Annotated in this window: 10 protein-coding genes; 6 read left to right on the top strand and 4 right to left on the bottom strand. The window is 60.2% G+C overall.

Going from position 1 to position 14,054, the window contains the following annotated elements; genetic code table 11:
- Positions 1–11 precede the first annotated feature (11 nt).
- From secD to oadA, 5 genes are all read left to right on the top strand, one after another.
- Entirely contained in the window at positions 12–2,537 is a 2,526-nt protein-coding gene (gene secD / locus ACJO5Y_RS14700) for a protein translocase subunit SecD (protein ID WP_406988226.1), read from the top strand.
- A 121-nt stretch (positions 2,538–2,658) separates the two neighbouring features.
- Positions 2,659–2,988, top strand: a complete 330-nt coding sequence (locus ACJO5Y_RS14695) for a hypothetical protein (protein ID WP_406988224.1) — start codon at positions 2,659–2,661, stop codon at positions 2,986–2,988.
- Positions 2,989–3,077: 89 nt separating this feature from the next.
- Positions 3,078–3,671, top strand: a complete 594-nt coding sequence (locus ACJO5Y_RS14690) for a CBS domain-containing protein (protein WP_406988223.1) — start codon at positions 3,078–3,080, stop codon at positions 3,669–3,671.
- Positions 3,672–3,735: 64 nt separating this feature from the next.
- Positions 3,736–5,157 (top strand): acetyl-CoA carboxylase biotin carboxylase subunit, encoded by a 1,422-nt coding sequence (locus ACJO5Y_RS14685; protein ID WP_406988221.1) that lies wholly within the window; start codon positions 3,736–3,738, stop codon positions 5,155–5,157.
- Positions 5,158–5,179: 22 nt separating this feature from the next.
- Positions 5,180–6,976: a sodium-extruding oxaloacetate decarboxylase subunit alpha gene (gene oadA, locus ACJO5Y_RS14680; protein WP_406988219.1), complete on the top strand. Its 1,797-nt coding sequence runs from the start codon at positions 5,180–5,182 to the stop codon at positions 6,974–6,976.
- A gap of 5 nt (positions 6,977–6,981) precedes the next feature.
- On the opposite strand, the gene ACJO5Y_RS14675 is transcribed toward oadA, so the two are convergent.
- Genes ACJO5Y_RS14675 through ACJO5Y_RS14660 form a run of 4 tightly spaced genes read right to left on the bottom strand, consistent with a single transcriptional unit; the run spans position 6,982 to position 12,085 of the window.
- Positions 6,982–8,472: an amidase gene (locus ACJO5Y_RS14675; protein ID WP_406988217.1), complete on the bottom strand. Its 1,491-nt coding sequence runs from the start codon at positions 8,470–8,472 to the stop codon at positions 6,982–6,984.
- A gap of 23 nt (positions 8,473–8,495) precedes the next feature.
- Positions 8,496–9,503 carry a hypothetical protein gene (locus ACJO5Y_RS14670; RefSeq protein ID WP_406988215.1) on the bottom strand — a complete coding sequence of 336 codons (1,008 nt, stop codon included), beginning with the start codon at positions 9,501–9,503 and terminating at the stop codon, positions 8,496–8,498.
- A gap of 40 nt (positions 9,504–9,543) precedes the next feature.
- Positions 9,544–10,755 carry an acyl-CoA dehydrogenase family protein gene (locus tag ACJO5Y_RS14665; protein WP_406988214.1) on the bottom strand — a complete coding sequence of 404 codons (1,212 nt, stop codon included), beginning with the start codon at positions 10,753–10,755 and terminating at the stop codon, positions 9,544–9,546.
- 25 nt (positions 10,756–10,780) lie between these two features.
- Positions 10,781–12,085, bottom strand: coding sequence for an acyl-CoA dehydrogenase family protein (locus tag ACJO5Y_RS14660; protein WP_406988212.1), 1,305 nt, complete (start codon positions 12,083–12,085; stop codon positions 10,781–10,783).
- A gap of 278 nt (positions 12,086–12,363) precedes the next feature.
- Between ACJO5Y_RS14660 and ACJO5Y_RS14655 the strand changes: the two genes are divergently transcribed.
- Positions 12,364–14,049, top strand: coding sequence for an autotransporter assembly complex protein TamA (locus ACJO5Y_RS14655; RefSeq protein ID WP_504928339.1), 1,686 nt, complete (start codon positions 12,364–12,366; stop codon positions 14,047–14,049).
- Positions 14,050–14,054: the final 5 nt, after the last annotated feature.

The following is a 14,054-nucleotide window of genomic DNA, read 5'->3' as shown; positions in this document are numbered from 1 at the left end:
GAGGATTACCCATGAAATCCCTGCGTACGCGGGTCGTAGTCTACGGCCTGGTGATTGTGCTCGGGTTACTGAGCGCATTACCGAATCTTCTTTCCCATAATCTGTCCGGGAAATTACCGGACTGGTATCTGAATAACACCGTTTCTCTGGGGCTGGATCTTCAGGGTGGCTCCCACCTGCTGTTGCAGGCGGACATGCAGGAATTGTTCGCCAGCGAGCACGAAGCCATTGCCGAGGAGCTGGCCAGAGCGCTGCGTGAGGCAGGCATTCATTATGGTCGGGCCCAGTTTACCGGGGATCACATCGAGGTGCCGGTGCGCCAGCCGGATCAGCTGTCCGAAGCGGCCAGCCTTGCCCATAAACTGGCCCGGGACACCCCCGATGGCGTGCGCCGTTTTGATGTAGATCAGCAGGGCGGGCGACTGGTGCTGACGCTGACCGATGCCTGGCGGGAGAGTGTGTCCCGGGATGCGGTGGATCGGAGTCTGGAAGTGGTGCGCCGAAGGCTCGATGAAACCGGGCTGGTGGACCCCACCATCACCCGCCAGGGCAGCGACGGCATTCTGGTGCAGATGCCGGGTGTTGCCGATCCGGGTGAAATCCGTGAGTTGCTGGGTACCACGGCCAAAATGAGCTTCCATTGGGTGGCGCGGGAGATGTCGGGAAAAGAGGTTGCCACGACGACTCTGCCGGATGCCAATGGAGATGGCCGGTATCGACTGGAACAGCGGGTTGCCATGCCCGGTGAGCGTATTCGTGATGCCCGCATGGACTTCAACCCCGACACCGGTGAACCGGTTGTCACTTTCAAGCTGGACAACGACGGTGCGCGCCTGTTCGGCGAGATGACCCGGGACAATATTGGTCGTGCTCTGGCTATTGTGCTGGATGGCAAAGTGATCACGGCTCCGGTCATTCGTGGTGTGATCGGCGGAGGCAGCGGAGAAATCAGCGGCGCATTCACAACCAAAGAAGCCAGCAATCTCGCCCTGCTGCTGCGGGCCGGCGCCTTGCCAGCCCCATTGCATGTAGCGGAGGAGCGCACGGTTGGTCCTGACCTTGGTAGTGACGCCATCGCCATGGGCCTGACTACCGGTCTGTTGGGGGCCGCCATGGTGATTGCCTTCATGCTGGGGATCTACGGTCGGTGGGGGGTGATTGCCTGTGTGGGTCTGGCGGTGAACGTCGGGCTGGTCTTCGGGGTGTTAAGTCTGCTTGGAGCCACCCTGACGCTCCCGGGCATCGCCGGAATTATCCTGACTATAGGCATGGCTGTGGATGCCAATATCCTGATCAACGAGCGTATCCGGGAGGAATCCCGCAGTGGCAAACCGGCGTGGATGGCTCTCAGGGAAGGCTTTGGTAAGGCCTATACGACAATCCTGGACTCCAACCTCACCACCCTGATTGCGGTCAGCCTGCTGTTTCTGGTTGGCAGTGGCCCGGTCAGGGGCTTCGCAGTCACCATTGGTATCGGTTTGCTGACGTCCCTGTTCACCGCGATTGCGGTCACCCGACTGATTATGGAGTGGAGCATCCGGGGCAGGGTTCGGGAACCGCTGGTGATTTCCGGCATTGGCTGGCTGGACAGGCTCAGCGAGCGGGGCGTGAATTTTATGCGCGGTCGTGTGACCGGATTGGCGGTGTCCGCGGTGCTGTCGATTGCTGCCATTGGCCTGTTTGTCCAGCCTGGCCTGAAGTATGGTGTTGATTTTACTGGCGGGACCGTTGTTGAGGTACAGGCCGGGACAGTGACGGTGGACCAGTTGCGCACCACGTTGCAATCCCATGGCCTGGATGAAGCTGCCATTCAGGAGTTCGGCGCTGACGGGCGTTTCCTCGTCCGCCTGCCTGTTGAACAGGGAGAACCTGGGGCAACAGCGGCGCAGGTGGCGTCGCTGAAATCGGCAGTCACATCGGCCCAGCCGGACGCGGAGTTCCCCCGGGTTGATATGGTTGGTCCCAAAGTCAGCGGTGGCTTCAGTGATGCCACGATTCTGGCGATTCTGCTCGCCGGCGCGGGAATGCTGGCGTACCTCTGGGTTCGGTTTGAATCCCATTTCGCGTTGGCCGCTACCCTGACCATCGCACTGGACATCACCAAGACTATCGGCTTCTTTGCCCTGGCCGGCGTGGAGTTCAACCTGACGGCAGTCGCGGCGCTGCTTGCCCTGATTGGTTATTCCGTCAACGACAAGGTGGTGGTGTTTGATCGTATCCGGGAAAACTTGCGGAGAACGCCGGAGCGACCCATGCTGGCGCTGCTGAACGAGAGCATTTCCTCGACGCTGACCCGCACTGTGTTCACCTCGGTGACCACGTTCCTGGCGCTGCTGCCCATGGGGATCGCCGGCGGTGTGGCCGTAGCCAGTTTTGCCTTGCCCATGCTGTTCGGCATCGTGATCGGGACCAGTTCGTCGGTCTTTATTGCATCGCCGATTCTGTACTATCTGGGCCAGCGGCGAGCCCGGAAGGGCCTGGCCCAGTTGCGGCCAACGGCTGAGGAAGTTCGACGGGAACTGGAGCTGATACCTTAAGAGTCTGGTGATCGCAACATGGTTTCACCCAATAGGCATGATGAGAATTCTTCTTTTGATGCCAGCGGTGAATGTGTTAAAACTTATAACGCTTTGATTAATGTCAAAACCGGATATCGCCATGTCATCGACCACACGTTATAAGGGACTGTTACAGCTGGGGCTTTGCCTCCTGCTGATAACGGGCTTTACGCTGTGGTCGGCGTCCTGGAGCACGCCAGCCTTCCACGAAGGTCAGTTCGAGCTGCTCGGGGACAGCTCCCCACCGTTCCTGGTGGACAGCGGTGACAACTCTTCTGGCGATGATCCATACTCCGCCACGCCCCGAACCTCGTCAGACGCACCTGTTGACGCAACGTCATTGCAGGTCGGGATGGGCGTGGGCGTTGTCCGGCGCATCCGTATTGTCAGCTACCCGGTACTGCCCCAGGCACCACCCGCACTCACCTGATTCCGCTTCCATACACGCCAGTATTTTGATGATCCTCGGTTGAGGAGCTGTTGCGTGTGCCTGCAAGAATTAACGTGAGAACGTCCATTATGAGCAACCAGTTTCAATCCCTGCGCCTGTGCAGCCTCCATGGCACCTATTCCATTCATGGTCTCGAACCCTCGTTGAATCTGGATGTCCAGGATTCCGCAATTCATTTGCTGACGGATTTCCTGAACCGGAAACCTCCGGTCATGGATTCGCAGCTGAGCGTTCCCGAAGCCCGGTCGCGAATGAACCAGGCGGATACCGCGATCAAGCTGGTGGTCAATGCGGAGGGCGACTATGTTGGGGTCATCAGCCTGGATATCCTTAACGGTGAGGTGCCGCTGGGGCTCGCCTCTCGTCGGGGCGTCGCTGCAACCGATATCCTGGTCCAGGACATCATGATCCGGATAAACGACTTGCCCGCCATTCACTACCGCGACCTGATAGAGGCGTCGGTGGGCGAACTGGTGTCAACATTTGATAAGACCCACAAACCCTGGCTGTTGATTATGGATGATGACCAGGAGGACAGAGTGGCGCTCCGTGGCATGGTTCTGGCGGCTGATCTGGCCGCCCGTTCGCGGATTTCGCTGGATCTGAAGCCCCGCGCTACGTCGTTTTCGGAGATCGTGAACGCCGTGCAGGGACGGTTCTGAAGGCCTGTTCACCGGTGGCGCCGCGTGATCGCGGCGCCGTTTCATGCACTACAGGAGGTACCCAATGGCCATAAGCAAATTGCTGATTGCCAATCGTGGGGAGATCGCCGTCAGGATTGCCCGGGCCTGCAAGGAGTTGGGCATCCGTTCGGTGGCTATTTTTTCCGAGGCGGATCGTTACGCCTTGCACGTCAAGAAGGCCGATGAGTCCCATCGTATCGGCAGTGATCCGCTCGCGGGCTATCTGAACCCGCACCACATCGTGAACCTGGCGGTGGAAACCGGTTGTGATGCGCTGCATCCCGGTTATGGCTTTCTGTCCGAGAATGCCGAGCTGGCGGCAATCTGTCGGCAGCGTGGTATCACGTTTGTGGGGCCATCCGCCGAGGCCATTGCTGCCATGGGTGACAAGACCCGGGCGCGGCAAACGGCGTTGGCAGCAGGCGTTCCGGTAACACCCGGTTCGGATGGCAATTTATCCGATGTGGAAGACGCGGTGAACCAGGCCGCCGCCATCGGCTATCCGGTGATGCTGAAAGCCACGTCCGGAGGCGGCGGCCGGGGGATCCGCCGCTGCGATAATGAGAAGGAACTGCGCCAGAACTACGAGCGGGTTATCTCGGAGGCCACCAAAGCCTTTGGCAGTGCCGAGGTGTTTCTGGAGAAATGCATCATCGAGCCCCGTCACATCGAGGTGCAGATTCTCGCGGACAGCCAGGGCTCCGTGGTTCACCTCTATGAACGGGACTGTTCGATCCAGCGGCGTAACCAGAAGCTGATTGAGGTGGCGCCGTCACCCCAACTGAACGACGAACAGCGTGAGTACATCGGACAACTGGCGGTTCGCGTGGCCCGGGAATGCGGTTACGTCAATGCCGGCACGGTGGAGTTCCTGCTGGATCATGACGGCAGCTTCTATTTCATGGAGATGAATACCCGGGTGCAGGTGGAGCACACCATCACCGAGGAAATCACCGGCATTGATATCATCAAGTCCCAGATTCGCATCGCCGCCGGGGAGCCGCTGGAGCTGACCCAGGAAGACATCAGCTACCGTGGCTTTGCGGCCCAGTTCCGTATCAACGCGGAAGATCCGAAAAACGGGTTCCTGCCGAGCTTCGGACGTATCAGCCGCTATTACTCCGCCGGTGGCCCCGGGGTGCGGACCGACGCCGCCATGTACAGCGGCTACGAGATTCCACCGTACTACGATTCCATGTGCGCCAAGCTGATCGTCTGGGCCCGCGACTGGCCAGAACTGATTGAGCGTTCCCATCGCGCGCTGTCGGACATGGCCATTTACGGTGTGCAGACCACCATTCCCTATTACCAGCAGATCCTGGACCACCCGGATTTCCGGGCGGCCCGTTTTAACACCGGTTTCGTGGAACGCAACCCGCAATTGCTGGAATACAGCTCCAAGACCCGCCCTGAATCCGTTGCCGCTGCGATTGCGGCCGCTATTGCCTCCCAGGCGGGCCTGTAACCGAATATTGGAGAGAACGTTCATGAGTAAACGCAAGATTCATATTACCGACGTTATCCTGCGGGACGCCCATCAGTCCCTGATTGCCACCCGCCTGCGTACGGAGGATATGCTGCCGGCCTGCGAGTGGCTGGACCAGGCCGGTTACTGGTCGCTGGAATGCTGGGGTGGCGCTACCTTCGACGCCTGTGTGCGGTTCCTCAAGGAAGACCCCTGGGAACGCCTGCGCACCCTGCGCCAGGCTCTGCCCAATACCCGCCTGCAGATGCTGCTGCGCGGTCAGAACCTGCTGGGGTATCGTCACTACGGGGATGATGTGGTGGAAGCGTTTGTGGCGAAAGCCGCCGAAAACGGCATAGACGTGTTCCGGATCTTCGATGCCCTCAACGATGTGCGCAATCTGGAAACCAGCATCCGTGCCGTCAAGCAGACAGGTAAACACGCCCAGGGTACCCTGTGCTACACCGTCAGCCCGGTGCACAACACCGACACCTACCTGGAGCAGGCCAGGGCGATGGTGGATTTGGGCGTCGACAGTATTGCCATCAAGGACATGGCCGGACTGCTGACACCGGCGGCCACGGCGGATCTGGTGGGGCAACTCAAACAGCAGTTCACGGTGCCGGTGTTCCTGCATTCCCACACCACCTCTGGCATGTCGCAGATGTGTCAGTGGGCAGCAGTCGAGGCGGGGGTCGATCATATTGACACGGCGTTGTCCGCCTTTGCCGGTGGCACCAGCCATCCGCCCACCGAATCCCTGGTGGCGGCGCTGCATGATGCGGGCTATGAGACCGGGCTGGATCTGGCGTTGCTGGAGAAGGCCAACAACCATTTCCGCGACGTGCGCGGCAAATACCATCAGTTCGAAAGCGCCTATAACGGCGTTGATACCTCCGTGCTGTTGTCCCAGGTGCCTGGCGGGATGATGTCGAACCTGGCCAACCAGCTCAAGGAGCAAGGCGCACTGGAGCGTATTCGTGACGTGTTCCAGGAGATCCCCAGGGTGCGGGAAGATCTTGGCTACCCTCCACTGGTTACGCCCACTTCCCAGATTGTCGGTACCCAGGCGGTGTTCAATGTGTTGTCCGACAAGCGCTACGACACCATCACCAATGAAGTGAAGAAATACCTGCAGGGCTGGTATGGCAAGGCGCCGGCGCCAGTCAACGACCAACTGCAGCGCCGTGCGGTGGGCCAGGAGGAGCTGATTGATGATCGCCCCGCAGACCACATTCCCCATGAGCTGGCCACGTTAAAGACCGATATAGGCCAGCTTGCGGCGTCCGACGAAGACGTTCTGACCTATGCCATGTTCCCGGATCAGGGCCGCAGTTTCCTCCAGCAGCGTCAGGACGGCACGCTGAAACCGGAACCCCTGGAGCCGAAACCGACGGCGCAGTCCGCCGGTGGCGTGTCCAGCGAGTTCCGTATCACCGTGCACGGGGAAACCTATGACATTCATGTGACCGGAGCCAACCCGGTCAATGAAACCGAACGGCGCTTCTTCATGACCGTGGACGGCATGCCGGAGGAAATTCACCTGGAATCCGTCGGTGACGTTTCCGAAGGCTCTCCCAAGAAACGGCGGGCCAACGCCTCCCGCGAGGGGCAGGTCACCACAACTATGCCGGGCAACATCGTGGACGTGCTGGTACAGCCGGGAGACACCGTCAGTGCCGGCGATCCGGTACTGGTGATCGAAGCCATGAAAATGGAAACCGAGGTCAAGGCGACGGTTTCCGGCAAGGTCTCGGAAGTCTTTATTGCCAAGGGCGACCGAGTGGTTCCCGGCGAGGTGCTGATCGAGATCGAGTAGGGTGCCTACTCAAAGCCGGGGGGCGGGGTAAAACCCGCCAAACCTTCCTGCTCCAGCAGTTCCGCAAAACGGAGGGTGGTCAGGTCTTTCCCGGGGGCGCCAATCACCTGCACGTTGAACGGCAGTCCGTCATTGCTGCGCCCAACGGGCACCGATGTGGCAGGCAGGCCGAGAAGAGTGGCGAAGGCGATCCAGCAGAACTGGTCCATATAGGCCCTGGGCTGACCAGCGACGGAGATGCGGCGCTTGAACACCGGGTGACTGTGATCATGCGGTATCGCCGTGGTGGGGGTGACCGGCGTGAGCAGCACGTCAAATTCCTCGAACAGGGTGTCTATCTCTGCGCGCATTTTCTCCCGCGTTTCACTCACCGCTATCCACTGGTGGACTGGCTGGTTCACGCCTCGTCCGTATTCGCCGATGAACGGTGTGAGTGGGCCCAATAATTTCAGCCACTTTTCCAGGCGCGCCACCCAGAGCATCTGCCGCCGTTGGGCGGGCTTGAGGGACGTACTCAACAGGCTGCCCAGCAAGTTGAAGTAGGGCGGCAGGATATGTTCCAGGTTGAGCAGGGGGTGCCGGGCCTGTGCAACCAGGGCGCCCCGTTGTTCGAGTTCCCGCCCCAGGGTGCGGTAACCGTTGGTCAGCTCTTCCTCCACCGGGCAAAGCGGATCTTCCAGCCAAAGGCCAACGCGGGCCTGGTCCAGGGATGAAAAGGCGGCGGGCGCCATGTTTACCGACCAGCTGCGGGTTTCGAGTGGCGTGGGGCCGGCGATGACGCTCAGCAGCAGTTGCAGGTCCCTGGCGGTGCGGGCCAGCGGACCGCCTTCGGCCAGATCCGGGCGGGATTGTGTGCCGGGCGGCCCCGGAATATGGCCGCGGAAGGACACCAGCGCCCTGGACGGTTTGTGGCCGAATACCCCGCAGAAGTGGGCTGGCGTACGGATCGAGCCTGCCAGGTCGCTGCCCACCTCCAGCGGTGTCATGCCGGCGGCCAGCGCCGCTGCGGCGCCACCGGATGAACCGCCGGGGGTATGATCGCGGTTAAAGGGGTTGTTGGTCACGCCAAATAGTTTGTTGTAGCTCTGCAGATCGGTGGCGTAGATCGGCACGTTGGTCTTGCCGATAATGATGGCGCCAGCGTCCTCAAGGCGCTGGACCACATCGGCATGGTGTTGCGGCTGATGCTCCCGCAGTGTCGGGGCGCCCGCGGTGCAGGTCATGCCCGCCACTTCCCAGGTGTCCTTCAGGGTCAGGGGCAGGCCGTGAAGCGGGCCGAGGCTGGCGCCGGATACGCGTTTGTCGTCCGCCTCCCGAGCTTTCTTCAGCGCCTGTTGTTCGTTCAGGGTAACCACGGCATTGATGGTGTCGTTGTGATGCCGGATCTGGTCCAGGAAATGTTGTGTTACGGCTTCGCTGGTGAGTGTGCCGTTGCTGAGTTCCTGTACAAGCTCATGAGCTGGGCGATAGTGCAGGGCATGTTGTGATGAGGGCATGGATCTCGACTCTTTTGCTGTTGTTATGGCAATTCTTCGCGCCAGTGTTTGACTCGCACCTGGGCCTTGACCGCATCCAGGATTTCCAGGATCAGGTTGATCAATGCTTCGTTTGCGACGGATTCTGCCCGGGCGTCATCCGGATCAGGCATGAACACGTTGACGATGTCTTCGATGAAGGCGTGGTTGGACGCGGACGCCAGGTCCTCGAGGATCTGGTGAATAACGTTAGCAACGATATCGCCCACCGCTTCTTCGAGGGTTTCCTGGATGGTGGGGCCCACCACCGGCAGGTACTTCAGCCGTGACAGTTCAAGGTTTTGTTTGAGAGCACTGTCCACCCGGTCTTCCAGGTAGCTTCGCAGCGCTCCCCGGTTGGGTACATAACCTTCCTGGGCGGCCTGGGCCACCCGTTGTGAAATCCAGTCCGTCAGCAGGTCCTTGCGCGGATAGACGATGTCGTGCTGGATGCGTTCAAACAGCGGTGAACCTCGCTTTACCTCCTGTTGCACGCCGGACAGTACCTTGAGCACGATGCGGTCCGACAACTCTTCCATGAATGCCTCATAGTAGAAGTTCACGAACTGGTAGACGCGCATGTTGGTGACGTCGATGATCTTGTACTGATGCAGCCGGTAAACAATAGAGATAACCCGCAGGATCCGCAGGAAGCGGAAGCTGCCGACCGGGATACAACCCACCAGGTCATACCAGTGGATGAACGGGTAAAAATACCAGCGGTCGTAAACACTGGCCTTCACCGCGTATCCCCAACGAAGGAAGAACTCGGTGAGGAAGATGCTGACGAAGATCAGGTCATAGAACAGGAAGTTTTCATGGATTGGCTCGTAAAGGCCGTGAAACCCTGGCGTATTTTCCGCGAAAAAGCCTTCAATGGCGCTGAAGGCGTAGACGGAATCAAAAATGATCAGGGCCAGGTTGGCGATGAGCAGGCCCAGCATCAGGAAGTCGATGATGAGCCAGATCGTCTGGTGACTGGACTTGAGATTTTCCCGGTTGATTTTCAGCATTCAGGTGCCTGAATTCCTGTGAATTTTCACACAGGTTAGCCTATTTCAACTCTGCGGACGACTTCCCGAGCAACCGGCGGGCGATGATCAGCAACTGAATTTGCTGGGTGCCCTCGAAAATATCGAGAATTTTTGAGTCACGGGCCCATTTCTCAAGCAGTTCGGTTTCGCCGTAGCCCAGGCTGCTACACAGCTCCACACAGCGCAGGGTGATGGTGTTGCCTACGCGTCCGGCTTTGGCCTTTGCCATCGAAGCTTCTTTGGAGTTGGGCAGACCGTTATCAGCCATCCAGGCGGCCCGCAGGGTGAGCAAACGGGCGGCCTCCAGTTCTGCTTCGAGCAGGTGAAGTTCGCGGGTTACGGCGGGCTGGGTCCAGGTCTGGGAGCGGTAGCTGAGGTCGATACCGGTCCGTTCCACGATTTCAAGAGTACGCTCGAGTGCGGCGCGGGCCACACCAATGGCCATGCCGGCCACCACCGGGCGGGTGTTGTCAAAGGTCTGCATGGCGCCGGCAAACCCCTTGTCGACGCTGATTTCCGGATCGCCCAGCAGGTTTTCTTTTGGTACCCGACAGTTTTCGAAGCGGATGGCGGCGGTATCGGAAGCGCGGATGCCCAGCTTCTTCTCCAGGCGCTCAACGGTCATGCCGGGAGTGCCTTTCTCAACCACGAAGGATTTGATCGCGGCCCGCCCCTTGTTGCGGTTAAGGCTGGCCCAGACCACGACGGCGTTGGCCCGTTCGCCGGCGGTCACATAGATTTTCTCACCATTGATCACGTAGTGGTCGCCGTCCTCCCTGGCCGTAGTGCGGATGGCGGCGGAGTCGGACCCGGCTCCAGGTTCGGTAATGGCCATCGCAGCCCAGGTGTCGCCCAGCCGCGCCAGTTGTTGTTCGCTGGCAACGGCGGCGATGGCGGAATTGCCCAGCCCCTGGCGCGGGATGGATAACGCCAGGCCGACATCGCCCCAGCACAGTTCCGTCAATCCCAGTACGGTTTTCATATTCGTGCCATTGCGATTGCCCGATCCGCCGCCGTTGTCACCGGAACGAGCCAGCTTGCCGGCACCGGCTCCGCCATCCGGCGCGCCGTCGTTCATGCCGTCCATAATGGAGGCAAACATGTCCAGTTCCTTGGGATAGGCGTGCTCGGCGCGGTCGTATTTGCGGGAAATGGGGCGGAAGACTTCCTGGGCGACCTGCCGGGCCTGGCGAACAATCGGGGTAAATTTCTTCGGTATTTCCAGATTCATGGTGCTACTCCAGTATTGTTCAGGCTCAGGCGTGGACGCCGCCGGTGTGGGTGGCGACGGAGCGCAGGTCGCGATACCAGCGCTCAACCGGATGTTCTTTCACGAAGCCATGGCCACCGAGCAGCTGGACGCCGTTGGTACCGATTTCCATGGCTTTTTCACCGCACAGCAGTCTGGCCAGGCTGGCCTCCCGCTGGAAAGTCTGGCCGGTTTCCGCGCGACTGGCAGCCCGCCAGGCGAGCATGCGCATGCTGTCTGTCTCGATGGCCAGGTTGCTGATCATGAATGCCACCGACTGACGGTGGCTGATGGGCTCGCCAAACGCCTCCCGCTCATTGCAGTAAGGAATGACGTAATCCAGCACGGCCTGGGAGGTGCCGATAGCCAGCCCGCAGCGCAACAGGGCGCCGAGATCCAGAAAAGCCTGGTAATCAAAGTCGTCGTCGCCCAACAGCGCGTCGGTGGACACTTCAACGTTGTTCAGGGTGAGCGTTACCGGCTGGGCTGCCCGCAGTCCCATGGTGGGGGCGGCCTGGTGTGTCATGCCCGGGGTATCGGCTTCCACAATAAACAGACGCGGTCGGCCGTTGAGCGCAGCGGCGATCAGCAACAGATCGCTCTGGGCACCCAGGATGACACCGTTTTTCTCGCCATTCAGCCGGTATCCGCTGGCTGTGGCTTCAGCCGTGGTGGTCAGGTTGAGCGGGTCAAACAGCGCCCGTGGCTCGTCGATGGCGATGGTGGCAACCGGCGGACGTTCTTCGCAGAACGCCGGCAGGTAGCGTGACTGTTGTTCTCCCGTGCCCCAGCGGGTAATGGCCTGGGCGACGCTGAATGGCGCCAGCAGGGCAATCGCCAGCCCCATGTCACCCCACGCCAGTTGTTCTGCGATCAGAACGCTGGTGACGGGGGACCGGGTTTCGGCAACGCCGCCAAATTCCGTTGGTACGGCGTAAAGGGTTAATCCCAGTTCTGTTGTGGCGTCGAACACATCGGCGGGCAGGGCTCCGGCCTCGTCGGCATCGGCAGCGGCCGGTTTCAGGGTATCCCGGGCCAGGCGGTGCAGGCTGTCCACGATCATCTGTTGGTCGTCATCCAGCGTAAGATCAAACAGCGCAGGTGCAGGTTTGCCGGGTAGGCGTTTCCTGGGCAGCCAGCTGGAGACCCGTTTGAATTCACGGCCAGCGAGAGCAAGGGTACGGAAACCGACCCGGGTGCCATGATAGGCGGTTCTCTCGGTGGTGGTACGCAGGCCAAAGCGGTCCAGCAGCGGGTTGGCTGCAAGGCGGTTCATCATGGACAGGGCTAGTCCTATGGGATCCCTTGTCATCGTCAGTCTCCTGTGGAAGCGCGCGGGAACCCGGCGCTCCTGTTACTATCAGATAGATTGTTATTGGATAGAATCTGGTCTGATCATGGGCGTGTCGACGGCGGGAGCCATTGGCAAAACCCGCGTTGCTGGTGGTCGGTCCGGTCAATCCGTTAAACTTGCTCGTGCTGGCGCCTTCTTTCCTCATTCATAAGACGATTCAGAAACGGATGTTCTCTCATACCAGACAAGTTCGGTTTCCAGGCGCACTACTAGGGTGTCTGCTGTGGCTGTTTCCCGTGCCGGTCCTGGCGAATCAGGTGGTGGTGAAAGTTGAAGGTGACTTTCCTCAATTGCAGGACAATGCCGACGTATTTGTCGGCGAAGTTGAGGGGCGTAGTGCAGACAACCTGCGCCGCTACGCCAGTACCGCGAAGAAGCAGGTACAGCAGGCGCTGAAAGCCCTCGGCTACTACAGTCCCATCATTGAGTGGAGCGTGACGGAAGGTGAGGGGGAGGACGCGCTGTCCGAACTGACATTGACGGTGGTGCCCGGTGAGCCGGTGCGCATCGCTTCCCGCGAAGTGGTGATTGAAGGCCCGGCATCGGATGATGGCGATTTCCTGGGCGCCATACCCGAGTCACCGGTGGAGGGTGACGTGCTGGACCACGGTCAATACAGCTCCCTGCGGCAATCGATCCAGAACCGCGCCCGGGTGCTGGGCTATTTTGACGGGGAATTTGTCACCCGCAAGCTGGAGGTGGATCCGGAAAAAAGAACCGCGAACATTGTCATCCGTTTTCGCAGCGGAGAGCGGTACCAACTCGGGGAGGTGAGCTTCGCAGAGGGGCACGGGTTTGAGGACGACCTCCTTGAGCGGTTTGTGACCTTTGATTCCGGACAACCCTTCCACGCCGATGAAATTGCCCGGCTGAACCGGGATCTGTCCAACAGCGGTTACTTCTCCGGAGTGGACATTGATGCGTCTCCCGGCAATGCCGAGAACCGGGTCATTCCGGTCACAGTCAACCTGACGACCCGTCCGCCCAGGTCCGTTGCGGCCGGTGTGGGTTTCTCCACGGACGTTGGTCCGCGTCTCCGGGGCAACTGGCGAGAGCACTGGATCAACCCCATGGGCCATCGCCGGGGCGCGGAAACAGAATTGTCCGGCCCGCGCCAGAGCCTCAGTACCTGGTATGAGCTGCCCCTGGATCCGCCGATGACAGATTCCATCCGCCTGAGCGCAGGGTATCAGCGTGAGGATATTGAGGATGTGGAATCCGAAAGGCTCACCTTTGGTCAGCAGTGGCAGCATCAGCTGGATTCAGAGTGGATGCAGGTGGCCTCCCTGCGATGGGAGGGCGAACGTTTTCGGATCGGTGGCGGTGAAGAGGACACGAGTAGCCTGTTGCTGCCGGGGGTGGGCTATTCAAAACTGCACGCCAACTCGCCACTGGACCCTTCCCGGGGGTATCGGGTCCAGTTCGACGTGACCGGTGCGCACCGGGAAGTGTTGTCCGATGCCGATATTCTCCATGTGAGCTTCCTGGCCCGGGGGCTGTATACCCTGGCCAATAAACACCGGTTCCTGGCGCGCTTCCAGATGGGAGCGGTGGCCACCAATCGCTTTGATGACGTGCCGCCGTCGTTGCGTTTCTTTGCCGGCGGGGACCAGAGCGTGCGGGGGTACGGCTACGAAACCCTGTCACCGGAAGATGAGGAGGGCGTGGCCGTTGGTGGTCGTTACCTGATGGTGGGCAGTGTCGAATACCAGTATGAGTTCATACAGAACTGGCGGGTGGCCGCTTTTGTCGATAGGGGCAACGCGGTGGATGACCTGCTCGATCCGCTGGCGACCGGAGCAGGCATGGGCATTCGCTGGGTGAGCCCGGTGGGGCCTTTGCGCCTGGATATCGCCAAGGGGCTGGATGATGAGTTCGGTGGTGACTGGCGGATTCACTTCTCGATGGGGCCGGAGCTGTGACGGAC

This window comes from Marinobacter alkalisoli, assembly GCF_045449855.1.
Lineage (GTDB): Bacteria > Pseudomonadota > Gammaproteobacteria > Pseudomonadales > Oleiphilaceae > Marinobacter.
This window is presented reverse-complemented; position numbering and strand designations above follow the sequence as displayed.